Raw genomic sequence first — 25,470 nt, 5'->3', positions numbered from 1 at the left:
TTTTAACAGATATATAGAAATGAAAAGAACAATAGATATAGAATCGTGGAACAGAAAAGAGCATTATAGTCTTTTCAGGACGTTGGACGATCCGTTTTTCGGTGTGACTGTGAATATTGACTTTTCGAATGTCTATAAACTGGCAAAACAAAACAATGCGTCGTTCTTTCTGTATTCTCTGTACAAAATAATGCAAGCAGTGAATAGTGTGGAAGAGTTTCGTTACAGAATAGAAGATGAGTCTGTCGTTTGCTATGATGTAATTCATCCTACATCTACAATAGGCAGAGCCGATGGCACATTCAGCTTTTCTTTCTTTGAATATAATCACGATTTAGATATATTTGTCGGCAATGGAACCGAAGCTATAGCGAAGGTGAAATCGACATCGGGCATAGGAGTAACTCCCGATACCGACCGTGCCGATGTAATTCATTATTCTCCTGTACCTTTTATTCAGTTTACAGACATGAAACATGCAATGTCTTTTGGCAATAATAGGGGAATACCTAAAATATCGACTGGTAAATATTTCAATTACGAGCATAAAATAATGCTGCCTGTGTCGATAACCGTCAATCATGCTCTGATGGATGGGCTGCATGTTGCAAAGTTTATAGACGAACTGCAAAGTTTCATTTACTCATGCGAAATAGAAAATTAAAGTAATGACTTATCAGGAAACAATAGAATACTTATTCAACCAGCTACCTGTATATCAGAAAGTAGGTGGATCGGCATATAAAGAAGGGTTGGACAATAGTTTGGCATTAGATAACTACTTTGGTCATCCGCACCGAAAATATAAGACAATACATGTGGCGGGCACTAACGGAAAGGGCTCTGTTTCGCATCTTACAGCAGCCATATTACAAGAAGCCGGTTACAAGGTCGGACTTTATACATCTCCCCATCTTATCGATTTCAGAGAACGTATACGCATCAACGGAGAGAAAATATCTCAGGATTATGTTGTCGGTTTTGTAGCCAATCATAAAGATACTTTCGAACCCATACACCCCTCATTTTTTGAATTGACCATGACTATGGCTTTTCAGTATTTCGCCGATATGGATGTCGATGTAGCAGTGATCGAAGTTGGTCTTGGCGGACGCCTGGATAGTACCAATATTATTACGCCCGACCTAAGTATTATTACAAATATCAGCTTAGATCATGTTCAGTTTCTAGGAAATACACTGGAAAAAATAGCAGGAGAGAAAGCCGGAATAATAAAGACCGGAATACCGACCGTAATAGGAGAAGCCGAAGGTGAAGTAAGACAGGTATTTGAAGATACGGCAAGTAGAGTAGGGGCACCCATTATATTTGCCGAAGACGAAAAAATTATATCATCGAAACTAAAAACAGCCAGTGGATGGCTACTCGATACTAAGTACTATTCGCACCTCAAAGATCAGTTATCAGGGTATGCCCAGATAAAAAATGCAGCAACCGTATTATGTGCCATACACCAATTACAGCAATTAGGCTATATTATACCATCCAAAGCTGTTTATAGTGGTTTTGCTTATGTTACGGAACTAACAGGACTGATGGGACGTTGGCAGATTATACAGGAGATAAGCCCTAAAATAGTTTGCGATACAGGGCACAATGTAGCAGGTATAAAATATATTGTAGAGCAGCTTGCAGCAGAAAAGTATAATACACTTCACATTGTTTTGGGTATGGTGAATGATAAAGATATATCGTCCGTTTTGTCTATGCTTCCCAAGAAGGCTATTTACTATTTTTCGAGAGCATCCATTCCCCGTGCTATAAATGAGAGGGAGTTGCAAAGACTAGGGCAGAAAAACGGACTCATGGGATACTCTTATCCTACTGTTGCCGAAGCAGTGAAGGCTGCAAAAGACTGGGCTGCGCCTAACGATTTTATTTTTATAGGAGGTAGTAATTTTGTAGTAGCCGATGCTCTGATTGCTCTCGATTATAAATAAAATCTGATAGTACGAAGGTCTCAGATACTAATTAACCACTTTCTTTTATCTAATTATGGACAAAGCTACATTGCTTACACTTCGTCTTGCAAATCAACAGTTAATATCTACAAGGTTTACTACTCCTAAAGACATTGTATCATATATGGGAGCTATGCAGGCTCAGGATTTCAATATGGCTAAATGGGCTATAGGAGTACGTATTCCCGGAATAAAAGACCTGCAAGTGGAAGAGGCTGTAAACAAAGGAGACATCATAAGAACCCATATAATGAGGCCTACATGGCATTTCGTTTCCCGCGACGATATACGTTGGATAATGGGATTGAGTACCCCGAGAGTGAAAATAGCGGTTCGCTCCTACGACAAGTACACAGGGCTTACAGATGAAATTGTAGTGAAAACAAATTTACTGATAAGTAAAATCCTCGAAAAAGAATCTAACCTTACCCGTCAAGAACTTGGTGTCAGGCTTAAGGAGCATAATATAGATGTAGATACTCACCATCTCAACCATATTATGTATCATGCCGAACTTGATGGTATTGTATGCAGTGGTATAGTAAAAGAAAAGAAACAGACCTACCGGCTTTTGGAAGAAATAGCTCCGCAAAAAGAGTCTCTGTCGAAAGACGAAGCTCTATACAGGTTGGCAAATAAATATTTCGGCAGTCATGGCCCTGCAACTTTACAAGACTTTATCTGGTGGTCGGGGCTCACAACTTCGGATGCAAAAAGAAGTCTTGAACTAATTCGTTCAGAATTTATCTTCGAACCGGTGAATGATCAGATATACATATTTCATAATTCTTCTTTACCTCATGTTTTCGATGAGGATATAATACATCTTATGCCTGCCTTCGACGAACTCTTTGTTAGCTACAAGGATCGTAAAGAAATAGTAGCAAAAGAGCATCACAAGAAAGTAATAGTAAGTAATGGAGTTTTTAAGCCTGCCGTTTTCTACAATGGAGAAATAATAGGTATATGGAATCGGGTGGTGAAAAAGAATAAAATAGTAAGCGAAGTGGCATGCTTCTCGGAGCAGAGTAGTTCTATGAAAAAACTCTTAGATAAAGCTATTGCAGATTTTGCTGCTTATGTATAAATAAAAAGGCTGGAAAAGAATTTCCAGCCTTTTTATTTATATCCTATTATAATCAATTACCAAGTGAGCGTTTGAGCTCTTCTGCTTTTTTGATACACCAAGCAAAGGCATTAGCTGCGAAAACAGAATTGTACGCTTTGTTTGTCGATGAGCCAAAGACTTTTGGTAAAGGGTAGTTTTGGTATGTCACACCATTTATTACTTTGTCGCCTATCAAAAAAGGGCATATTGTAAGACTGGTTACACCTATCAGATCGATTGATCCGGATGTAAACCCGCCATCACCAACCCATATGAAAGGTAGCTCCCTATGCCGAAAGGCTGTTGCCGCATTTTCCACTTCGACAGATGCTGATGATAATATGTTTTTATTTGAAGAATATAGTTCTACTTCTTCGAGCGGTAAGTTTGTCGCATAACGAGTCGTTGAAGCATCTTCGCCCCATAAAAGTCCTGATATATTTCCAAATGGCCCGTTAAGCACAGGGTCAGTAGGATTGTTGGCAAAACGATATAGAGATCCGGCAGGATTAGCTGCTCCGGATACGGTCGTTATATCAGACTTTTGGAAAAAGGTTCTAAGCAAAGTTGTATTTAAAGCTGTAGACTCGTTAAATACGAGAAGAATACCTCCTTGTTGACAGAATCGTCTCAAAACATCAGCTTGGGCATCAGTCATATTCCAACCCGCCTGTTCTGTCCATCCTATAACTACGATATCCATCCCCTTAATATCATTATAGCCTAACACATCTCTTTCGAACTGTGTATTCATTGATGCTCCTGAATAATACCCCTGTCTCCTCAGGTATAGGTTATCAGTGTTATTTATAGTTGCAATTCCATTAGCAAACTCTGCAGTTCCCTTATTGGTAAAACCGCTGTATCTTACAATACTTGTCTTTAGTGGTCCAAAATTCATAGGGTCGGTAATCATCCAGTTCGATTTTGTTATTTTACCTACAGTCGTATTACTGGATGTTCCTCCCACTTGTGCCCAGTTATAGCCATACCGTGTTGCAGTATATCCTATCGCCATCAGTCTTTTGGGAGGTATAATAATAAATACTTCTGCGATACAAGTGGCAGTGCTGGATTCGCTATTTGTTTTTATATAAAATTTCTTATCCCGCTGATCGAATGGTACTCCCTCTCCATATAGTCTCACTATCTGAGGCGAAGAAGTAAGTATTCCGCTTCCTTTAAACTTTATACCATCTACTTCGTTTGTTTCTATCTCGTATGGTGCAGTAAAAGAGCTTGGGTCTACTGTGAGTGTTACTTCAATATAGTTTGTGGCATCTAGTACCTTTTCTTCATAATATTCTCCCTGTACTTGAGTAAGGGAACAATTCATTGTATATTTAGGCCTGATAGAAGTATCTTTTACCTGAATATTAAATGTGCAAGGAGAATTTTCTCCGTTCAGACGTACTCCGTTTATAGCAACGGTAAACTCATCTGTCTGAAAGTTGGCAGGAGTCCCCATGCCCAGCAATATAATAGTATACTCGCCAAGCGACATAAATTCGCCCGATGCCAGAAAGAAATAGCCGTTATCATTTTGCGAATCGGTCACAGTAGCCGAAATAGAATATGTTCCTATTTTTTCTACATTTACTTTTATGGCAACATAATTGCTCCCTGTGAGCGCAACTCCATTTCCGTATTCACCAAATACTTTAATATCGGTGCTACAGTTATTTATTGTAAATATTGCCTGTCCTTTCTTTATCTGAAAACATTCCCATTCTTTACCTGTCCATTGGTTGACACCTCTGCACAGATCTTCTTCCTGATTTTCTATAAGATTGTAAACGATCAGTCCGGTATGTAGTAGTTTTTTTTTTTGATATTCTGCATCGTTTGCAGCAACAACTTCTGGTGTTACGAATGGAAGCAATTCTGTTTTTTTCTCCAGCTCTACACGAGGTAGTAACAACCCTCCCGTCACAGCTGTGGCAGCATCGGGTTGTTCTCCCTCTACAGCCGCTTTGTCTTTAATTTGTAGTAAAGAATATTTCTCAGGTTTCTCATTATTTCCTATTGTTACTTGTGCTTGTATGGGCAAAGCTAGGATCAAGTTGAGGAATAGTAGAAAGATTGTAGTTTTGATACAATAATTTTTTTTCATTTTTATAAAGTTAAGTAGTTCTAATATTGCAATAAAGTTTATGATACATTTAATGGGTCTTTATTAAATTGTATCGCATAGGGAACTGTAGAATTCTATTCAGAGAAATTCAATGAATTACAATTAATAGAAATCGTATAAAAGATGTTTGAATTAATACTTTGTCTTCAGATATTATTGTTAAAATAAAATTATTATGTGTTGTCTTCTTTTTGAGTATTAAAAAACAAAAAATGTTTTAGTTTTTTATATTTGTCTTCTGTCTATTATGTGGGGCAAAAGTATATCATATTTGATTCTCTACAAACAATTGTACACATTTGTTTGTCTCTTTTTTATAAAAAATATAAAAATAAATTGGTTTGCTTCTCGAGAGCCTCGAGGATGTTTTTGTAATGTGCTTATTTACTGATAGGTGTTTTTTATAAATGATTGTTATCGATTTCGTGAATATGGTATAGGTGAAATCGATAATTGTGGGTTTAGGATGAAACCTATCAGAAACAGTAAAGGAATTTCTGAATTTATAAAAAGGTATTGATTAAAATTAAAAAAGCCCCTTTAGCTTTTTAGCTAAAGGGGCTTTTGATTTTATGTTACTCTAAGTAAGTATATCCATACAAACCGGAACGGTAATTGGAAAGGAATTCTTTACCTTCTTCTACTGTTATTGTTCCTTGTTTTACGCTGCTTGTTACCCATGTTTCAACAGTTCTTACAAGCTTTTTAGCATTGTATTGAGCATAGTCAAGAACCTCAGCTACAGTTTCTCCATCTATCATTTGCTCTATTTTATAACTTTCTTTGTCTACAGATATATGCACGGCATTTGTGTCGCCAAATAGGTTGTGTAGATCTCCCAATATTTCCTGATATGCGCCCACAAGAAAGACTCCCAGATAGTAAGGTTCGTTTCTTTTCTTTGAGTGAACAGGCAGGTATGACGATTGGTTGCCGTTAGATATAAAATTATCTATTTTTCCGTCCGAGTCGCAAGTCACATCCTGCAAAGTTGCTGTACGGTCTGGTTTCTCGTCTAGTCTATGGATAGGGATGATAGGGAATACCTGGTCGATAGCCCACGAGTCGGGTAGAGACTGGAACAGAGAGAAGTTACAGAAATATTTATCCGGCAACAATTTCGATAGCTGCTTCAGTTCTTCCGGAGCATGTTTTGCCCGTCCTGCTATCTGAAATATTTCGCGGGCTATAGAGAAATACAGGCGTTCTACCTGAGCTCTTGTTTTTAGGGTTAGTAAGCCCAAGCTAAACAAGTCTAATGCTTCTTCTCTTATCTGCTGGGCATCGTGCCATGCTTCGAGCATGCGGCTCTGAGATACATTATCCCATATTTCGTATAACTCTTTCACCAATTCGTGATCGTCTTCCGAGATATTTGCATCTTCGTCCCATTCGGGTAGTGTAGCAGTTTCCAATACTTCGAATACGAGTATCGAATGGTGTGCAGTCAAAGATCTTCCCGATTCGGTAATTATATTGGGGTGGGGGATATTGTTCTTATCGGCAGCATCCACCATAGTTGCTATAGAGTCGTTTACATATTCCTGAATAGAATAATTTACACTACTTTCGTTATACGAAGAGCGTGTGCCATCGTAGTCCACGCCAAGTCCTCCACCTATATCGACAAATTCTACATTGAATCCCATACTATGCAACTGTACATAAAACTGTGAAGCTTCGCGCAAAGCTGTTTTTATACGGCGTATTTTTGTTATTTGGCTTCCTATATGGAAATGGATAAGACGAAGCGAGTTTTGCATGTTTGCTTTTTCGAGAAAAGCAAGGGCTTCAAGCAGTTCACTCGAGTTGAGTCCAAACTTGCTTCCATCGCCACCCGATTCTTCCCATTTACCACTGCCCGAACTTGCCAGTTTGATACGGATACCTATATTAGGAACTATTTTCAATCTTTTGGCAACTTTGGTAATGAGAGACAGTTCGTTTAGTTTCTCCACTACAATAAATATCTGCTTGCCCATCTTCTGAGCCAGAAGCGCCAGTTCGATATAGCTCTCGTCTTTGTACCCATTACAGATGATAAGAGAATCAGACTCGGTGTTGATCGCTATCACTGCATGAAGCTCCGGCTTCGATCCGGCTTCGAGTCCTATGTTAAATTTCTTACCATGGCTTATAAGCTCCTCTACAACAGGGCGCATTTGATTCACCTTGATAGGATATATAATATGATTCTGTGCCTTGTATTCGTATTCTTCGGCAGCCTGTTTAAAGCATGTGGATATCTTCTCGATACGATTGTCCAAGATATCCGGAAAGCGGATTAATACAGGTGCTGATACATCACGAAGTTGCAGTTCGTCCATCAGTTCTTTCAAATCAACAGCTACTCCGTCTTTTCGCGGAGTTACGACTACGTTACCTTTCTCGTTGACAGAAAAGTAATTAATACCCCATCCCTGTATGTTATACAGTTCCGATGAGTCTTCGACGCGCCATTTTCTCATTCTTTCTTGTAAAGTAATAAATTATTTAATGGATAAAAAGGTAGTTATCTTCGCGTTTTTCGGGTCTTTGGATTCTGCTCCGTAAACATCGAAATCGGCAAGATAACGCCTGTCTATATTCGATTGCCATATATGTGCCCATGTTTTGCCAACAGCATATGGCAGCTCTCCTTCCGATATATATTTGCAATATTTGCTCGAGGGAATATCCCTGATAATGAGACTGAGGTTGGTGGGTATCCCTTCAGCAGTAGATACCTTATAGCCCAGTATTGTTGTATAAGGGCCTGTATAGTCACTCTCATAATCAGTGTAGATACAATAGATGTCGTCAGATACCTTGTTGGGTAGCATTTGCTGTATGTAAGCATTTCTGAAAAAAGCTTCCCACAGTTTTGTAATATCTTCCTGCGACTGATGATTTTGGTTCGTAGTGCGCACGGAGATACCTGCTACGGTAAATTTTTCTAATGTAACTTCTTCTTCCTTTTTCATTGTTCCAATATCTTAGTGATTTCGGCTATGTATAAGTAATGAAAATCTTTTTGAGGATACCAGTGATCTACAATTTCTTGGTCGAGAAAAGCAGACTCTTCTATACGCTGCACAAAAAGTTTTTTTGCAAATATTGCAATTTGAGCTTCTCCGAAATAGGGAATATTTTCGTCCTTCAATACGGTTAGTCCCGATTTACTTATTTTATCTTCGTCTCTGCCCGAAACTTTGCCCAGATAGCTCAGGTCTTTAAGATATTTTTTGTCGAAGAAAGTAAGAGAAAATGATTCTGTACTTTCTACAAACTCACGTGTATATCTCTGAGGTCGTATTACTACAAATGCGACTTCTTTGTTCCACATTACTCCAAAGCCTCCCCAACTGGCAGTCATAGTATTTACGGTACCATCAGGTTTAGCTGCTGTAACCAGCATCCATTTGTTTTTCAGACCAAATGAATCGGGCGTAAAGTCTTTTATATTTATTTCTTTAAATTGTGTCATCTCTTATTTAATCCAATTTTAATACTGCTAAGAAGGCTTTTTGTGGTACCTCTACGTTACCCACTTGTTTCATACGTTTCTTACCTTCTTTTTGTTTTTCTAGCAGCTTACGTTTACGTGAAATATCGCCTCCGTAACATTTTGCTGTAACGTCTTTGCGAACAGCTTTTATTGTTTCACGGGCAATAATTTTAGCGCCGATAGCGGCTTGTATAGCAATGTCGAATTGCTGACGAGGTATCAGTTCCTTTAGTTTCTCACACATCCGTCGTCCAAAGTTGACGGCATTGTCGATATGTGTAAGTGTAGATAGAGCATCGACAGATTCTCCATTGAGCAATATGTCCAGTTTTACAAGGCGGGCTTCTCGATAATCGTGCATGTGATAGTCGAACGAAGCATAACCTTTCGATATACTTTTCAGCTTGTCGTAGAAGTCTATAACGATCTCTCCGAGAGGGATATCATAGATGATTTCGACACGGTCTCCCGATATATATTCTTGTTTGATAAGAATGCCTCGCTTACCCAGACATAGAGTCATTATAGGGCCTATATACGTTGTGTTTGTTATCACAGATGCACGTATGTAAGGTTCTTCTATGTAGTCGATTAATGTCTGATCGGGTAGTCCGGCCGGATTGTGTACTTCTTTCGTATTGCCTTTCTTGTCATGAACTATATAAGACACGTTGGGTACAGTGGTGATCACATCCATGTTGAACTCTCTGTCGAGCCGTTCCTGAATGATTTCCATGTGCAACAACCCTAAGAATCCGCAACGGAATCCAAAGCCAAGAGCAACAGACGATTCGGGCTGAAAGGTCAGTGATGCGTCATTTAGCTGTAGCTTTTCTAATGAGGCTCGCAGATCTTCAAAGTCTTCACTTTCTATCGGATATACTCCGGCAAACACCATCGGTTTTACTTCTTCAAATCCATCAATCGCTTCTTTACATGGATTTTTTAGATGTGTGATGGTATCTCCTACCTTTACCTCTTTCGAGGTTTTTATACCTGATATTATATAACCTACGTCTCCACAAGTAATTTCATCGCGTGGAGACATTGTTAGCTTAAGTACTCCTACTTCATCAGCATCGTATTCTTTACCTGTGGCAAAGAATTTTACCATGTCTCCTTTTTTTATAGAGCCATTTACAACTTTAAAGTAGGCTATGATGCCACGGAATGAGTTGAAAACCGAGTCGAAGATCAAAGCCTGTAATGGGGCTTCCGGATCTCCTTTTGGCTCAGGTATACGTTCTATTATAGCATCTAGTATATCATATACTCCTTCTCCTGTTTTCCCACTGGCACGTATTATTTCTTCTCGTTTTACGCCCAATAATTCTATGATTTGATCTTCTACTTCGTCGGGCATCGCACTGGGTAGGTCTATTTTGTTGAGTATAGGAATTATTTCCAGATCATTCTCAATAGCCATATACAAATTCGAAATAGTCTGAGCTTGTATTCCCTGTGCTGCATCTACAATAAGGAGAGCTCCTTCGCAGGCGGCTATGGAGCGTGATACTTCGTATGAAAAATCGACGTGTCCGGGAGTATCTATAAGATTGAGTATAAATTTTTCACCTTTATACACATATTCCATCTGTATGGCGTGGCTTTTGATGGTAATGCCCCGCTCCCTTTCGAGATCCATATTGTCGAGTACCTGTGCTTGCAGGTCTTTGCCTTCAACGGTTTTTGTGTATTCCAAAAGCCTGTCTGCAAGTGTACTCTTACCATGATCGATATGTGCAATAATGCAAAAATTTCGTATTTTATTCATCCTATAATAATATCTTCTTTTATCGTATTAAAAAAGGAATAGATATACTACCCCAAATTAGAGCGCAAATATACGAAAAAGATATGAATGGTTTTATTGTTATTCTCTATTTGTGCAACGTAGAAATAAAGAATTTTTTAAGAGAAAATGCTGATATCTTTATCTTTGGTTTAGTATATGTTTCAGTGCAGTAAGGATTTGTTTTCGTTTTTTTTGCAAATATCTGTATAAGTTTGTCAGGTTTTAGTTAAAATTATAGTTGGAGGCTTTATTATTTTCCTACTTTTGCACTTTTATTATTCATTATTAGAAAATAACAGGAAGGGAGCTTTGATGAAATCGTTTGGTTTAGATTTTGATAGTGCAAAAGATAGGATAAAAGGAGTGGTTAAGGAAACTCCTTTACAGTATATTAATTCTTTATCTAAGTTTTTTGAGGCAAATATTTACTTGAAACGCGAGGATCTACAAGTTGTACGTTCTTATAAACTCAGAGGGGCTTATAATATGATAAGCAGCCTTGACAGAAGTGTGTTGAACAAAGGTGTTGCTTGTGCGAGTGCGGGGAATCATGCTCAGGGTTTTGCTTATAGTTGCAACGAGTTGGGAGTGAAAGGTGTTGTTTTTATGCCTAAAATAACTCCGAAACAAAAGATAAAGCAGACGAAAATGTTTGGTAATGGATATATTGAGATCGTTCTTACGGGTGATACTTTCGACGATTGTGCACAGGCAGCAATACAATATACAGAAGAAAACGGTATGACTTTTATTCCTCCTTTCGATGATTTTCGTATTATCGAAGGTCAGGGTACAATCGGGATGGAAATACTCAAACAGGCCCCCCATATCAATATTGACTATATTTTTATACCGGTAGGTGGTGGCGGTTTGTGCTCAGGAGTAGGAGCATACCTGAAAGAGCATTCTCCAAACACTAAAGTTATAGCTGTAGAACCAGAGGGAGCTCCTTGCCTCAAAGCTGCTCTGCAAGCAGGTCATCCGGTGTCTTTGGCGAATATAGACAAATTCGTGGATGGTGCTGCTGTGAAAAGAGTAGGGGATATAACTTATTCTATTTGTTCGGAAGTGGTGGATGATGTTTGTTTAGTCCCCGAGGGAGAGGCTTGTAGTACGATATTGAAGCTTTATAACGAAAATGCCATCGTGGTTGAGCCTGCGGGAGCTTTAAGTATTTCGGCTCTGAATCATTACGCTTCGGAGATAAGAGGAAAGAATGTAGTTTGTATTGTAAGTGGAAGTAATAATGATATAGACCGTATGCAGGAAATAAAGGAGCGATCTTTGATTTTCGAGCGCTTGAAGCATTATTTCATTATTCGTTTTCCTCAGAGGGCAAATGCTTTGAAGGATTTTGTGAATAAGGTATTGGGAGAGCATGATGATGTTGTGCGGTTCGAGTATATGAAGAAGAATGAAAAAGAAAATGGTCCTGCTCTTGTGGGGATTGAGCTGGAGACTATTGATGATTATAATGGGCTGATTGCACGAATGATTGAGTATGGGCTTGATTTTACAGTTTTAGATCCTAATAGTGATTTGGGTAGATATATCGTGTAATAAAATAAATTAATTGATTTATAGGCTATTGTGAAAAATGTGAATAAAAACATCGGATTTTGTTTGTAGAAACAAAAAAAAGGCCTACATTTGCAACGCTTTTGAAGGAAAGCGCTGTACTAAATAGTACTGGAGAGATGGCAGAGTGGTCGATTGCGGCGGTCTTGAAAACCGTTGAACTGCGAGGTTCCGGGGGTTCGAATCCCTCTCTCTCCGCCAAGTAGCATAGAAAAAGAAGTTGAATCGCTGTAAGTTGCACACTTACAGCGATTTTTCTTTTTTATCGAAAGAAGAAAAGTGCATAATACAGAAGTATATCTGTGGGTTATCTGGTGGGCAGAAAATATTTTCTAAAATTGCCCACAGATTGGATTCTTTTCCGCTGTTATTCAATGTTTTGCATGGTTTTAGTTTCACCTAGATACTGTAACTTTGTAATTAATAAAAGCATTCAGAAATGACACAAAAAAGATCCACTTTCAGCGTAGCATTTTATATTCGTCGTACAAGACTTAACAAACATGGCGAAGCTGCGATAGTTATTAGAGTCACCGTAGATGGAATCAGAGGGGATACAACTGCTAAGAAAACAATTAATCCAAAACTATGGGATTCCGCTAAGGGTAAGGCGTACGAGCGTTCTCTTCTTGCGAAAGAGTTGAATATGTACCTCGATTCAATTCGGGCGAAGTTTATTCGGATTCACCGGGACTTCGAACAAGACGATACTGAACGTATTACTGCTGAGGCGGTAATTAATCGTTTTTTAGGAAAAGATAAACCGGAACGGCATACTTTGCTTGAGGTCTTTCGTGAACACAATGAAAAGTGCCACAAGCTTGCCGGTATAGACATGTCACCAGCAACAGTTGACCGTTATGAAACCAGTTTTAAACATACTCAAGAATTTATACAGCAGACCTATAAAAAGGATGATATCTATCTCGATGAAATGAATAGACAATTCATAGAGGATTATGAATTGTATTTGAAAACTGTTCGAAAATGCAATCATAACTCTACTACAAAATATCTGAAAAATTTTAAGAAGATAACAAGGATTGCAATTCAGAAGGAATGGCTAAAAAAAGATCCGTTTATAGATATCAAATTTTCATTACAACCTGTTGAGCGAGATTTTCTGGAAAAGCATGAAATTGAAAAGATCTATAATAAGGAATTCACTATTGAGCGCTTGGTACAAGTACGGGATGTGTTTCTGTTTTGTTGTTTCAGCGGTCTTGCATTTTCGGATGTCAAACAATTGACACACGATCATATTTCTATTGATACTAACGGCAATAAATGGATTCGAAAACAACGGCAAAAAACAAAGAATATGTGTAATATTCCTTTGCTGGAAATTCCTTTAGAAATAATAGAAAAATACAAGAGCCATACTCGATGTCAGGAGAAGAATGTTTTGCTCCCTGTGTTATGTAATCAGAAGATGAATGCTTACATCAAGGAGATTGCTGACTTGTGCGAAATTAATAAGCAAGTCTCGACGCACACAGCCCGGCACACATTTGCGACCCTGATGCTTGCCAATGGTGTGTCGATAGAGAATGTTGCTAAAATGTTGGGGCATTCGGATACTAAAATGACACGCCATTATGCTCAAATTCTTGATAGCAGTATAATGAGAGATATGGAGAAAGCTCAGGATAGTATAAGGTTTGATTGACTTATATATTAATATTAAAAATTCGAGCGTTTCTACTTGTTTGAGTTATAATCTGAATGATTGCAAAATATAAATATTAAGTCTTGATAATGTAATATTCTGTAACATAACTTCATTTCTTGATTTTGTCTAAATATTATGTAATCTGATTGAAAATACAACGGGAAAATTAGAGAATATACAAAAAAGCAAGCTTTCATTTTTTGCTCATAATGTTTCGAAAACGGCTTCTATATTTCTATTGATGAAATTGAGAATGATTAGTTAGTGTTTTTTATCAGTTTATTAAAAGGTTATTGAGGAAGGTGTAAACTTATAATAGAAACCTGAGAATCATAAAAAAGCACGGCCAGATTAAGTCTTTGCTATTATAATTTATGATACCTCAAGAATGTAATATTGGCTGTTTGGTTATGGTGTTATATCTTCCGGGGTAATAATTCTTAATTGCAAAGCTATATCTCTATATAATTTTGATAGGGGTCTTTTATGGAGTTCTTCTTTAAACACATAATTATTGATTAGAATTCTATAAAAGAAACTAGTACTTATGGCATGTCCTTCTTTCCGAAATAATTCTTCAATTGTATTTCTATATGATTTTGGATATTTAATTTTTGATTTAAAAATTAATTCTTCAACATGATCGGTGTGTCCATTATAAAACTGTTTTAATTTTAGAAATTTATTATATCCTTTTGTTGGCGTTTGTATATTTATATTAATGAAATTGCCAAATAAATTAGGTGTCAATAAATTAAATGTAAATTTAATATCATCTGTAGCTATTTCATAGGGATTTATTAATTGCTCTTGATAGGATAAATTAGCATTTACGTCTCTTCCTGTAAAGAGTAGTGGGTCATGTTCTTCTTTTGCTCCAAAACCATTACAAACAGAACATGATGGTATTAAATTGTAGTATGATATTCCCAAGAAAGGATAAATACTTTTAGTATAAAAATGGTCAATTTGAGGCTTAACATCCCCACTATGAGAATGAACACTGTAGATATATCCCCTATTACAATAAGTACAAGTATTTATATCAATATTCTTGATGAAATCTTTTTTCGAGAAAATTGCATTATCATAGCAGCTATCAATGAAAATGTTATAAATGATCCTTTTAAAGCTACTCCAGGGTTGTTTTTTATTTCCAATAAAAAGATTTGGATAATCATTTTTATATTGTATAATAATATCTCTCAGTCTGTTAGGGTGTGAAATCACTAATTCTCTTAAATTTGGATAATTTGCTGAATTTACAGGGTCTTCTTTCAATAAGTTATTTAAAAAAGATCTACATTGTGTTCGAACCTTATATTTCCTTTTATTGGTATAACCTTGTTTTAATACCTCTTTTATTCGGTTCACAAGGTGATCCTTTATTTTCTCCCAATGATTCTCTGCTAGAATATCGTTATATGGTATATTAATCATTTTTTATTCTTTTTTCGAGTTCTTCCAATTCTGTTCTTAACTCTATAATCTTAAATTTATCTTTGTCTCCAACTATTTCATACAATGTACGATATAACTGAGTTCTTATAAAAGGTTCGCCCACTAATTTTATTTTTTGTTCAATATTTTCAACTTTAAACTTTGAAGCATTATTTTGGATAGAATTTATCTCATCAATTAAATTCTTAATCTTTATAAGAGCAAGGTCTCCGCTATATTCTTCGAGAAAAAAACTGCAATGTAGAAGATCGTATATATTAGCCCCAAAGGTATTCTCTTGCATATCATAATTCGGTATACCATCTTTTAAGAATAGGACATTTTGTTTAGGTATATCTGAAAGTATAAATGGAGAATGGGTAACAAAAGTCAGGTTTATGCAAGTTTCATGACTGAGATTCGATTTATTTATAGTATCAATCAGATATTTTATAAATTGTCTTTGATATTCAGGATGAAAATATAATTCAACCTCTTCTAATACAATATTTACATTGTTATATTTGATTAAGTCACCGGAGACAGAGTTTAGATTCTGTAAGTGATAGATAATGGAACTGATAACATATAACATCTGTCTTTCACCAGAACTGATAAGAGATAGAGGTGTATATTCATTGTCTTTTTGCTGTTTTATATAAATCTCAGTATCAAATATACGAGGAGGTAATAATTCCAGCCTATCTGTAGTTTCAATTTCAAGCTCTAAGTAATCTTTCAATATATCTAATGAAATTAAATATTCAGAATCCGAACCTATGGTTTTCTTTTTAATAATTTCAAATTCTGATAGCGATTTCTTTGTTTCTTCTTCCAAATCAAAATAAGTAATTTCTTTATCTATATTTTTAAGGTAATTAATCGCTTGTCTAAGTTTGAGTGTTATATGTGATTTTTCTCTAATACCTTTTTCTACTAATAGCAAGCCACGTTCTAATTCATTTTTTCGGTATTGCAGTACGTTATCTGGTTGATAAAGAAAAAAACATTGGTTTTCATACATATCAAGAATGCCTTTATATTCTGGATATCTTTCGAAAATGTGAATTATTTTATATAAAATATATTCACAGGTCAATTGTCTTTCAGACTTAGGTTTTGGATTATTGTTGTTCTGCCAATAATGAAAATCTTGATATTTAAAGTCTGTGTAACTATTCAATGATTTTTTTAATAGTAAATCACTTAATTCTTGAACAAGTATTATTCTCTGATATTGAGCCACATTTAATTTTATCGGGATATTACCTCTATAGTTTAAATTATTAAGTAATATCTCTATATCAGATATACTATTTTTATAGGTTACACCTTCTCCTTTTAGAGTTAACTCTTCAACTTTGATGAAGATATCATTATCTAAAATTTTAAGTATACCTTCTAAATATTCATCTCTTGACTGTTTATCAAGTCCTTTTATTAATTCGATTTCTTTATTTAGTAGATTCTTGGATTTTATACTCTCGAAATATCTCTTAAAAGTATCACTCAGAAGCTTTGATTGTGTAACTCTTTTTAAAGCTAATAGTTCTACTTTTTGATTCCCTATAGAGCGAAAGGATTCATATTTGGAAAATAAGTAAAGAAGCCTTTGCAATGACAAGTAATATTCGTTATTGACATCAATATTTCCGTTGTTCCTATAAGGATGTAGCACTATTGGTGTTTGATAACTATCATTCTTGTGAAAAACATTCTTTATCCACTCTCCTTCTTTAGGAGATAATTCATTCACATTATAGGAATATAGAGAATAATTTGAAACAATAGTATAGAAAAAAGATGCCTTCATTTTCTCTAAAAGATATTCATATTGTTGCCTACTAACAGAATCATTTAGTATAGGTTTTCCTTCATCATCAACATATACTGTTAATTCTTTAGATGTACTATAATCTTTTATTTTTAATATATTAATACCATTCTTTGAAGTAGAATTGATTCGATAGGTATATTCTTTGTCATTCTCCAAAATAGAATAATACACTTCTCCACAGACTCCCCTTACATATGAGAGAGTTTCATTTTTATTCTCAAAATCTAAAAGTTTTCCGATATTGTTCAGAATTCTTATCATTAATTCAATAAGAGAACTTTTACCATCTCCATTTTTCCCAACAATGGCAGAGATATTAATATAAGGCTTACCTTCTTCTATCTGAAAAAAATTATTATCTAGTATATCTTTTCCTACGATTTTAATATCATGCTCAGATATTTCATACCCATTGCATAAATAATAAAGTCGATTTCTTTGTAATCTTTTTAAAATATACGAGGCACAACCTTCTAGGGGTTTAATCGCTATTATTTTAAATTGTTTATTCATATTAAAGTCAATTTATTTCTATATCATAAATAGCTAAAGCTTCTTTAAATGTATGTTCTTTAGCTTTTTTCTCTTTATAATGTTCTTTAATCTTGTTTATGGCGAAGCTTAGAGATTCAATATCAATATATTTTTCGCGATAAACTCTTCAAGAGCCACTACAACTTCAATATAATTGTCTTTTGATAATAATGCTAAATGTTCTTTCGGTTTGTCTAGGAGTGTTGTCCACCTTCAGACGTTGCACCTGTAGTAATTCCTTATGCAATTAAGAGTAGAAGTGTTTCTAGCATATATTGAAGTCTTTAAAGTCTAACAGAATTTCAACAAATATACAAAATAGAATGTTAGACATCTTTTGTTGTACGGTAATAATTTCTCTTGGTTTTATAAAATATATAGATTCAATGCATCTAAGAAAAATACCAGATTTTGTTTATGTTATTTATTTGATTTATAAACAGAGCTATCTGTTCTGTTTTATGTGGGATCTTAACTTATCTTTTATGCTTTAAATTAATGCTGTAGTGTAACAGTCTATGATCTAAAGATTCTTATATTTTTCCTTATGCTATTTGATATATATAATAATCCTTCTAAAATGGATATAAATAATAATGAGTTTCTAATATATTAAATATCAGAAAAAAGATGTGAAATTATTTGTTCTTATATAGAACAGAACCTATCTTTGTACTACTACATTCTTTGCCTTAATATTCATATAAAATAGGGCATATCAAAGAAATATCATCTGTATTTTAACAATTTCAAAAAGAGGGTCAACGGTTCGAATCCGTTATTCTCCACAACTAAAATACAGCAAAATGACGGATTAAGATCATTTTGCTTTTATTTATTTAATAAACAGTCAATTAAGCCAATACCCGTAATATTCATGAAGATAGAACCTTAGATGTGTAGATTTCTTGTTAACAGATTATTATAGATATATACTTAAGCTAAATATACTGAAATCATACTTAGGAAATTAGAAATTTTCAGGTATGATTTTTTAGTTATTCATATGAAATACAGCATAAAGAATGAAGAGCACATTCAGTATTTTGTTTTTTATTAAGAAAAATGAAGTCAAACAGAATGGATATTGCACAATTATGGTGCGAATAACAATAGATGGAGAATATCTTCAGTTTAGTACACAACAAGAAATCCTCCCTCATCTTTGGAACCAGAAAAGCGGCAAAGCTTCTGGACGCACAGCTGCGGCATTTCAGATTAATGACTGTTTAACTACTATTCGTATGGAACTGTATAGCCATTATAGAGAATTGTCCGGGAAGTATGATCGGATTTTTCCTCAAATGGTCAAAAATGCATACTTAACACCCGAAGACCATGACTTGTTAGGTCATCAGTTCGAATATCATCTGAAACATTTGAAATCGAGGATAGGGAAGAATTTAACAAAAGAAACCTATTACAGATATGAACTAACTTGGCGACGTTTACAAAATTTTATTGAAGAAAAATATAAAGTGACAGATATTCCGATAGGCAAGGTCAATCTGCGATTTTTAGAGGAATTTTATCTGTTCCTTCGAGAAGAGCATAGTTGCTCGAATGATACCGCACAAAAATTCATGCAGAAGTTGGAGGCTATTTTTATCTATGCACAAAAAATGCAGGTGATCTCATCCAACCCTTTCGTATTCTATACATACCAGTTTGATAAAAAGCAGCCGGTCTTTCTCACCAAAGAGGAAATAGACCGTATCCGCCAGAAACAGTTTAAAACACCGCGTTTAACCTTGGTTAGAGACCTGTTTATATTTTCTTGCTACACTGGTTTATCATTTGCTGAGATTTGCCATCTACGAAAAGACAATATTCAAAAAATGAATGATGGCAGCTCCTGGATATTCATCAAAAGAAAGAAAACCGACGTAATGTCCTATATCCCGTTACTACCCATCCCCATACAACTGATAGGAAAATATCTAAACACCCAAAATGCAGATTTAATATTTAGCACATATACCAATCAGAAGACTAATGAATATCTGAAGGAAATAGCAGAAGTCTGTGATATCCGAAAAAATTTAACATTTCACGTTGCAAGACATATATGATTTTGTTATAATCTGAAAATGAATATCTTATGAGTTTGTTTTCAGCAACAGGTAACGATTTAGCAACCAGCTTGGTTCTTAGATATGCTTAATTTTCTAACTATGTAAAGAGCGACTTACCTTTTGTAAAGGTAGAAAATAATCCTTGCGTTGTTCAGATTTCTAATATATTTTTTTTGATTGGCTTCAACATATAATTTAGTAATCAACGATCTAATACATTAACTTGGAGTATCATCCATATCTACAGCGACTCTTGCTAATATTTTTTTGTTCTCTAACTGAAATTCTTACTTTTCTAAATATATCAGGCAGTTGAGATCAACGTCTTGCAGATTTTGAGGCTTAGATATTTTTGAGGTGAAGTGACATAATGCAGTTGTAAAAAATATACGGCTTTATATTTTATGTTCACCCAACTCGACCCTTCATTTTTCACAAGTAGCAAAATGAATATAAATGTACTGTGTCTTCCAATTCGGTCTATTCGTTTTTGCTGAGATTGCACAAATAATATCCTCTTTAAGCCCATTTGGGAAATATTCGTATTCAATATCTGCCTCTCATAGAAATTTATAATTTTTATTTGCAAGGTTTGTGTTCTTAGATTATTTACCGATGTTTCAGTTCGAGATTATTTTAAAATAATTGATTTTCATGAACAATATTTCCTTTTTTTAGTGATTAGAGCCTTATGATTAGCTAGATACATCCTATAATTTTAAAGCAGAAGAGAAATAAGAAAGAACTTTTTCTGAACCAGATGTATCTAAATAACCGCTATCTCTGATTTCTCCTTTTTCTATATGAATATAATAATTGCAACACTTAAAAATAAACTCCAAATCATGAGATACGATAAACAAGGTTTTTCCCATATCAGAAAGTTGTTGTAGATCGGTTGCAACTTGATACATATGGTGTAGATCCAACCCGCTTGTCGGTTCATCAAATACAATTATATCTCTTTCGCTTGCAATTGCACTTGCAATCGCGACCCTTTGTTTTTGTCCGCCAGATAAAGACATCGGATGTAGATCTTTGAAATCCTCTAAATCTAGACTTCTCATTATTTTCCCCACTTGTCCCTCGTTTGATTGTTTTTGGCTAAGTGAAATTTCATCCATAACGCTTTCAGTGAATAATTGATGATTCACATCTTGCATCACCATGTAGCATTTGTCTATTCTTTGCCTATTCTTAAATTCTTTATTTTGAAATTTTATTTTACCCTTAAAGTTTTTTTCTAGTCCGCAAAGACATCTGGCGAATGTTGATTTTCCTGCACCATTTTGCCCAAAAACAGCAATAATTGCCCCTTCGGGAACTGCCAAACGATTTATATTTAGGGCTAAATTTTTATTTCGCTTATAACGATGATAAAAATCGGTGAATATAATCTCAGAATTGTTTATTCGTAAAGAATTTGTATTAGCTATCAGTCTTTGAAACGAAAGTGTTCGCAACCCCATGTTTTCAGTTTCCTGTTGAGATAAAACTTCAAATTCAGAGGCTGTGTATATTTTTTCGAGACATCCTTTGTTCATATACAAAATACGATCTGCAACGCCCCTTAAAAAATACAATCGGTGTTCCGCTATGATAACAGTCTTCCCTAGCTTTTTCCAGTTTTCAATAAGTATACGTATATCGTCAATGGCAAAAACATCTAAGTTAGATGTAGGCTCATCTAAAACTATTATATCCGGGTTCAAAACAGAAACAGAAGCACAAGCTATTTTCTGTTTTTCTCCACCTGAAAGGAGAAAAATATCTCGATCGACTAGATCGTATATTTGGAAATCGGAAATTGTTTTATTTATACGTTGTTTAATTTCTTCAGCCTCTAAGCCCATATTTTCAGCTCCGAACGCTAATTCGCTTGTTGTGTCTAAGTTAAAGAATTGCGATCTGGGATTTTGAAAAACAGAACCTACTTTTTTAGATGTTTCATAAATAGAATTTTCGCAGACATCCACCCCATTTATAAGTACCTCTCCGGAAAAAGTGCCTTTATAAAAGTAAGGGATCAAACCATTTATCAGTCGTGTTATTGTCGTTTTTCCGCAACCTGACTCCCCACAAATCAGAATGACCTCCCCTTTATTTATCTTCACATTAATATCTTTTAGTGCGCTTTTAGTGCTTTCCGGATAATAAAAGCAGACATTCCTCAAATCTATCATAATACTCCTCCTTGAGATAATATAAAGCAGATTAGTGCTATAATTGAAATAGTTATAAATAACATATCCCACACACCGAATCCTATTTTATGTATATTTGTACGTTTCACAGGACTTCCTAGACCTCTTGTAATTGCAGCGACTGTTAATTCGTCTCCAATCTTAACCAAAGACATTAAAAGAGGAATCACCCTATATTCAAAAAAAACTATTGGACTTGTGATTAGACTTTTGTAGCCAATACCTCTCATGTGCATTGCATCTTTAATTGAATTCGATTCATCATATATGGTCGGAAAAAACCGAAACATTACAGCAAATGGAATTATTATCTTCTGGCTTATTTTCATCCGCTCCATAGCAGCTATAAATTCACTTACGCGAGTAGTTGATATTAAATAATAACCGGTTAGTATACAAGGCATATATCTTAAGACAATTATTGAAAACAAGGTTGCTATATAGTTTATGAATCCGCTTGTTTTACCAATAAAATACATCTCGGCATACCAGGCAATAAGATATAGACTTCCATATGATAAAGCATATTTAGATCTTTGACTGATAAATAATAAGATGAATATGATTATAATCAAAGTTAATCGAACACAAAACATAATGCCGCTTGTCCCTCCTAGGATCATGATAAAGCTTACTGATAACATCAAAAGGAGCTTGGTTCTGGGATCAAGTCTCAAGTAGCTATCGGCTACATTGTATTGTAATATTTTTTTAGACATAATTAAACGATACCAGCTCTTTTAAAATGTTTCTTTAATGCAGCTTTTCCAAGATAAGCCCCGGCAACTGCACCTATAACTAAGAAAATAACGACTAGAACCAGTGTCCAGTAATTAGAAATTAAAGAGACCAAAGAATCTACTCCTGACGAACCGAAGCTTTCTCCAAGATGTTGCCTTACATAAGTTTCTCCCAACAACCACATATTTAATATTGCACCTATTGTCCATGAACTGAAAACACAATATCCAACTAAAAGACTCTTCCAGTTTTTGTAACTACCTGATTTGAAAATTAAATCAGACAAGCCTCCACAAATCATACCCATAATAAAAACAGGCCATCCATGTCCAGTAACAAACATGATAAATCCAAGTATCGTCCCCATAATAGTTACCATTCCAAATTTTTCAGTTTTTGAAAGGAAAAGCATGAAAGGTATGCCTGTAATTAATGCTGCAACAGCAGGAGAAGTAAGTACCAACACAGGTATAACGACAAGAAAGATTATAAAAAAGTACAGAGTTAGGTAAATCGCAGCAAAAACACCTATAGTTATTAAATCTTTGATATTAATTTTATTATTCATATTTCTAATGTTTTTATTTATTGAAAATGGAGGCCTTAACTTAGTAAGGGAGCTCGTTAATGGTTTTTTAAATGCTTATGTATGCTTGGACAAATATCTGAGTTTTTATATTTTCCTTTAATAACCTTACAGGTTTTCCAACAGTCCTTTTCTTCAAAAGCATACAATTGAAATAAACTCTTTATAGATGAGTTATCACTCTTATTTAGAATTAACGGTAACAAAACCTCCAGTTCGTCATAAGGAATATCTAATCTACATAATAAACAAATAATTTCCTTCTGCATTTCTTGTACAAACTGCAGATTTCCAATTTGTTCATTTACCGATATAGTCTTCATGTCTATTTAATTAATTCATAACTAACTTTCTGATATATAGTTATTAGATCTTTTGTTCAAAATAGAGATAGCCCCAAAATATGTCATTTACAAATAGGTATATTGTTTGCTTCTGGCAGCCTAAATGTTTAGCTTTTATGACTGTTGTAGTTTTTGGTTAAAAAAATTCTGAATAAAGTCAGCAGTTGCTTCAATTCCAAGTGCAGAAGCATTGATACATAAGTGATATGATTCAATTACTCCCCACTCTTTGTTACTGTAGTAATTGTAATATCTCGCTCGTCGTTTATCATATTTCTTTATTAGCTTAAGTGCATTTTTCTCAGTTGTCTGATAGTGATTTTGGACTAGTTGTATACGATCACTCTGTTCTGCACTAATAAATACATTTAATACATGAGGATAATTACGGAAAATATAGTCTGCACAATGTCCCATGAATACACACGATTTTTCTTGTCCTAAATCGTAAATAACATCGCTTTGAATTTTAAAAAGATTTTCTTCACTTAAATAATTATTCATGAAATTATTGTATGGAGAGGAAATTCCCAATACATGTAATCCAATATCGAATATAAATTGGTGATTTTCATCTATCTTTTCAAAAAAATATTTTGATAACCCACTCTGCAGTGAGGCTAATGAAATCAACTTATTACTATCACAAAACAGAAAGTTTAACCGCTTTGATAAAATTTTACCTATCTGCCAACCGCCACTTCCGAATTGATGTTCGATATTAATTATATAATTATCCTTCATGTTTTGATCTTTTATCAATTGAGCTTTACTACATCTAAGAGAAACAGTACAGTCCATTATTTCATCAATTTCTATATTTAATGATTCTTGACAAAAGTAGAGAGGAAAACAATAGTTGTATTTTGAAAATAAGCCTATTTTTAGCTAATTTTGGCCACATGAATTACTTGAATTATTTATCCGAAAATATCGATAGTCTTGATGCTTCTATTTTCGTTATGAATCAACAAATTGAAAATGAAATTCCCCTTCATTCACATGAAAGAGGACAGCTATTGCTTGTATTTGGTGGAATTGCCTATTTGCAAACAGATACTACAAACTATTATATACCTTCCCATCATTATATATGGATTCCTAAATTGCAGCCGCATCGTATTTTGTTTAATACGAAGGATTTACATATTCAAAATATATATTTTGTTGATGAAAATGATTTAGAGCACCCTTTTTATCAAAAATTAGGTATATACCCTGTTAGTCCCTTATTACATGAAATGCTTCATTTTACAATAGGTTGGGATGGTAATGCTTTTCCTGGCACTTGGAAGTATGAACTCTTACTAACCATGAAACATTTATTATCGAACGAAAATCTGAAACGCTTTTCAATTCAATTGCCAACGACAACGGATAAAAAAACATTGGAAATAATTCAATATCTACGAGATAATATTCATGAATCAATGACATTGCCGGAAGTTTCTCTTTTTTTTGGACTGAGTGTACGCAGTATGACTCGTCTATTCCAACAGAAGCTTCATATATCATTTGTTCAATACTTAAAAATGTTACGAGTGATACGTTCTATGGAATTAATGAGAGATTCTAATATGAATATTACAGAAATAGCTTATAGCATTGGCTATTCTAGCCTTTCTGCTTTCAGCAATGTTTTCCATCAATTGACCAATATGCGTCCAAAAGATTTTCAGATAATGGTTTCTTTGAAAGCCAGATATTAAAAAAATCTTGTTTAGTGTTAAGGGCGAAAAACTCTTCGTTTAATAATATATTTATTACTTTACATAATAAGAGGCACTACCCAACATTAGGCTAGTCCCTGAATTAGCGAATGGCATATTATAGTAATGCTTCCTTGAATATTCTTAAACTCGATATTTACCAGAACACTTTTTTAATAGAATTTTATTACCTGTTGTCTTCAACCTTTTTCTGGTATCTTCATACAATAATTAGACAGAACTT

At 34.7% G+C, this 25,470-nt stretch carries 18 protein-coding genes and 1 tRNA gene; 8 read left to right on the top strand and 11 right to left on the bottom strand.

Annotated features, from left to right (window positions below):
* Window positions 1–19: 19 nt before the first annotated feature.
* From BGC7_RS01950 to BGC7_RS01940, 3 genes are read left to right on the top strand one after another with little or no spacing between them, the layout of a single operon-like run.
* Window positions 20–664, top strand: coding sequence for a chloramphenicol acetyltransferase (locus BGC7_RS01950; RefSeq protein ID WP_050699879.1), 645 nt, complete (start codon window positions 20–22; stop codon window positions 662–664).
* Between the two features lie 4 nt (window positions 665–668).
* Complete coding sequence (locus BGC7_RS01945; protein ID WP_050699878.1) at window positions 669–1,961, top strand: bifunctional folylpolyglutamate synthase/dihydrofolate synthase; 1,293 nt, start codon at window positions 669–671, stop codon at window positions 1,959–1,961.
* Between the two features lie 55 nt (window positions 1,962–2,016).
* Window positions 2,017–3,069 carry a winged helix DNA-binding domain-containing protein gene (locus BGC7_RS01940; RefSeq protein ID WP_050699877.1) on the top strand — a complete coding sequence of 351 codons (1,053 nt, stop codon included), beginning with the start codon at window positions 2,017–2,019 and terminating at the stop codon, window positions 3,067–3,069.
* A gap of 52 nt (window positions 3,070–3,121) precedes the next feature.
* On the opposite strand, the gene BGC7_RS01935 is transcribed toward BGC7_RS01940, so the two are convergent.
* The 5 genes from BGC7_RS01935 to lepA all read right to left on the bottom strand — a co-directional run bounded on the left by BGC7_RS01935 (window position 3,122) and on the right by lepA (window position 10,485).
* The gene (locus BGC7_RS01935) at window positions 3,122–5,203 is read right to left on the bottom strand and encodes a hypothetical protein (RefSeq protein WP_050699876.1); all 2,082 of its coding nucleotides are present in this window, start codon (window positions 5,201–5,203) and stop codon (window positions 3,122–3,124) included.
* Window positions 5,204–5,799: 596 nt separating this feature from the next.
* Window positions 5,800–7,692: a biosynthetic arginine decarboxylase gene (speA, locus tag BGC7_RS01930; RefSeq protein ID WP_050699875.1), complete on the bottom strand. Its 1,893-nt coding sequence runs from the start codon at window positions 7,690–7,692 to the stop codon at window positions 5,800–5,802.
* Window positions 7,693–7,713: 21 nt separating this feature from the next.
* Entirely contained in the window at window positions 7,714–8,187 is a 474-nt protein-coding gene (locus BGC7_RS01925) for a GyrI-like domain-containing protein (RefSeq protein ID WP_050699874.1), read from the bottom strand.
* Window positions 8,184–8,690 carry a flavin reductase family protein gene (locus tag BGC7_RS01920; protein WP_050699873.1) on the bottom strand — a complete coding sequence of 169 codons (507 nt, stop codon included), beginning with the start codon at window positions 8,688–8,690 and terminating at the stop codon, window positions 8,184–8,186. The genes BGC7_RS01925 and BGC7_RS01920 overlap by 4 nt, the downstream gene beginning before the upstream one ends.
* 7 nt (window positions 8,691–8,697) lie before the next feature.
* Complete coding sequence (gene lepA / locus BGC7_RS01915) at window positions 8,698–10,485, bottom strand: translation elongation factor 4 (protein WP_050699872.1); 1,788 nt, start codon at window positions 10,483–10,485, stop codon at window positions 8,698–8,700.
* A 333-nt stretch (window positions 10,486–10,818) separates the two neighbouring features.
* Between lepA and ilvA the strand changes: the two genes are divergently transcribed.
* The 3 genes from ilvA (at window position 10,819) to BGC7_RS01900 (ending at window position 13,753) form a co-directional block, all read left to right on the top strand.
* Window positions 10,819–12,066, top strand: a complete 1,248-nt coding sequence (gene ilvA, locus BGC7_RS01910) for a threonine ammonia-lyase IlvA (protein ID WP_050700015.1) — start codon at window positions 10,819–10,821, stop codon at window positions 12,064–12,066.
* A 131-nt stretch (window positions 12,067–12,197) separates the two neighbouring features.
* Window positions 12,198–12,285 (top strand) — tRNA-Ser (locus BGC7_RS01905).
* A gap of 238 nt (window positions 12,286–12,523) precedes the next feature.
* Entirely contained in the window at window positions 12,524–13,753 is a 1,230-nt protein-coding gene (locus BGC7_RS01900) for a site-specific integrase (protein ID WP_050699871.1), read from the top strand.
* Window positions 13,754–14,164: 411 nt separating this feature from the next.
* Here the strand turns inward: BGC7_RS01900 and BGC7_RS01895 are convergent, their stop codons facing one another.
* A complete protein-coding gene (locus BGC7_RS01895) occupies window positions 14,165–15,196 on the bottom strand; it encodes a hypothetical protein (protein WP_050699870.1) in 1,032 nt (343 codons plus the stop codon).
* On the bottom strand, window positions 15,189–17,546 hold the full coding sequence (locus BGC7_RS01890; protein WP_050699869.1) for an AAA family ATPase: 2,358 nt from the start codon (window positions 17,544–17,546) through the stop codon (window positions 15,189–15,191). Before BGC7_RS01890 ends, BGC7_RS01895 begins: the two co-directional genes overlap by 8 nt.
* A gap of 1,046 nt (window positions 17,547–18,592) precedes the next feature.
* Here BGC7_RS01890 and BGC7_RS01885 point away from each other — a divergent pair.
* Window positions 18,593–19,639, top strand: coding sequence for a site-specific integrase (locus tag BGC7_RS01885; protein ID WP_050699868.1), 1,047 nt, complete (start codon window positions 18,593–18,595; stop codon window positions 19,637–19,639).
* A 713-nt stretch (window positions 19,640–20,352) separates the two neighbouring features.
* Here BGC7_RS01885 and BGC7_RS01880 read toward each other — a convergent pair.
* The 4 genes from BGC7_RS01880 to BGC7_RS01860 all read right to left on the bottom strand — a co-directional run bounded on the left by BGC7_RS01880 (window position 20,353) and on the right by BGC7_RS01860 (window position 24,261).
* Window positions 20,353–21,825, bottom strand: a complete 1,473-nt coding sequence (locus BGC7_RS01880) for an ABC transporter ATP-binding protein (RefSeq protein ID WP_050699867.1) — start codon at window positions 21,823–21,825, stop codon at window positions 20,353–20,355.
* Entirely contained in the window at window positions 21,822–22,565 is a 744-nt protein-coding gene (locus tag BGC7_RS01875) for an energy-coupling factor transporter transmembrane component T (protein WP_050699866.1), read from the bottom strand. The genes BGC7_RS01880 and BGC7_RS01875 overlap by 4 nt, the downstream gene beginning before the upstream one ends.
* A gap of 2 nt (window positions 22,566–22,567) precedes the next feature.
* Complete coding sequence (locus BGC7_RS01870) at window positions 22,568–23,155, bottom strand: MptD family putative ECF transporter S component (RefSeq protein WP_050699865.1); 588 nt, start codon at window positions 23,153–23,155, stop codon at window positions 22,568–22,570.
* A 476-nt stretch (window positions 23,156–23,631) separates the two neighbouring features.
* Window positions 23,632–24,261, bottom strand: coding sequence for a cytidylate kinase-like family protein (locus BGC7_RS01860; protein WP_050700014.1), 630 nt, complete (start codon window positions 24,259–24,261; stop codon window positions 23,632–23,634).
* 80 nt (window positions 24,262–24,341) lie between these two features.
* Between BGC7_RS01860 and BGC7_RS01855 the strand changes: the two genes are divergently transcribed.
* Complete coding sequence (locus tag BGC7_RS01855) at window positions 24,342–25,226, top strand: AraC family transcriptional regulator (RefSeq protein ID WP_199318961.1); 885 nt, start codon at window positions 24,342–24,344, stop codon at window positions 25,224–25,226.
* Window positions 25,227–25,470: the final 244 nt, after the last annotated feature.

The organism is Dysgonomonas sp. BGC7 (assembly GCF_001261735.1).
Classification (GTDB): domain Bacteria; phylum Bacteroidota; class Bacteroidia; order Bacteroidales; family Dysgonomonadaceae; genus Dysgonomonas.
The sequence above is the reverse complement of the archived record's forward strand: the minus strand, read 5'-3'. Positions and strand labels throughout refer to the sequence as shown.

Coding starts and splice junctions, on each gene's coding strand:
- BGC7_RS01890 (WP_050699869.1), bottom strand. CDS start 17,546: ATGAATAAACAATTTAAAATAATAGCGATTAAACCCCTAGAAGGTTGT.
- BGC7_RS01855 (WP_199318961.1), top strand. CDS start 24,342: ATGATTCTTGACAAAAGTAGAGAGGAAAACAATAGTTGTATTTTGAAA.
- BGC7_RS01945 (WP_050699878.1), top strand. CDS start 669: ATGACTTATCAGGAAACAATAGAATACTTATTCAACCAGCTACCTGTA.
- BGC7_RS01860 (WP_050700014.1), bottom strand. CDS start 24,261: ATGAAGGATAATTATATAATTAATATCGAACATCAATTCGGAAGTGGC.
- BGC7_RS01940 (WP_050699877.1), top strand. CDS start 2,017: ATGGACAAAGCTACATTGCTTACACTTCGTCTTGCAAATCAACAGTTA.
- lepA (WP_050699872.1), bottom strand. CDS start 10,485: ATGAATAAAATACGAAATTTTTGCATTATTGCACATATCGATCATGGT.
- BGC7_RS01950 (WP_050699879.1), top strand. CDS start 20: ATGAAAAGAACAATAGATATAGAATCGTGGAACAGAAAAGAGCATTAT.
- BGC7_RS01920 (WP_050699873.1), bottom strand. CDS start 8,690: ATGACACAATTTAAAGAAATAAATATAAAAGACTTTACGCCCGATTCA.
- BGC7_RS01875 (WP_050699866.1), bottom strand. CDS start 22,565: ATGTCTAAAAAAATATTACAATACAATGTAGCCGATAGCTACTTGAGA.
- BGC7_RS01900 (WP_050699871.1), top strand. CDS start 12,524: ATGACACAAAAAAGATCCACTTTCAGCGTAGCATTTTATATTCGTCGT.
- speA (WP_050699875.1), bottom strand. CDS start 7,692: ATGAGAAAATGGCGCGTCGAAGACTCATCGGAACTGTATAACATACAG.
- BGC7_RS01895 (WP_050699870.1), bottom strand. CDS start 15,196: ATGATTAATATACCATATAACGATATTCTAGCAGAGAATCATTGGGAG.
- BGC7_RS01935 (WP_050699876.1), bottom strand. CDS start 5,203: ATGAAAAAAAATTATTGTATCAAAACTACAATCTTTCTACTATTCCTC.
- BGC7_RS01870 (WP_050699865.1), bottom strand. CDS start 23,155: ATGAATAATAAAATTAATATCAAAGATTTAATAACTATAGGTGTTTTT.
- BGC7_RS01925 (WP_050699874.1), bottom strand. CDS start 8,187: ATGAAAAAGGAAGAAGAAGTTACATTAGAAAAATTTACCGTAGCAGGT.
- ilvA (WP_050700015.1), top strand. CDS start 10,819: ATGAAATCGTTTGGTTTAGATTTTGATAGTGCAAAAGATAGGATAAAA.
- BGC7_RS01885 (WP_050699868.1), top strand. CDS start 18,593: ATGAAGAGCACATTCAGTATTTTGTTTTTTATTAAGAAAAATGAAGTC.
- BGC7_RS01880 (WP_050699867.1), bottom strand. CDS start 21,825: ATGATAGATTTGAGGAATGTCTGCTTTTATTATCCGGAAAGCACTAAA.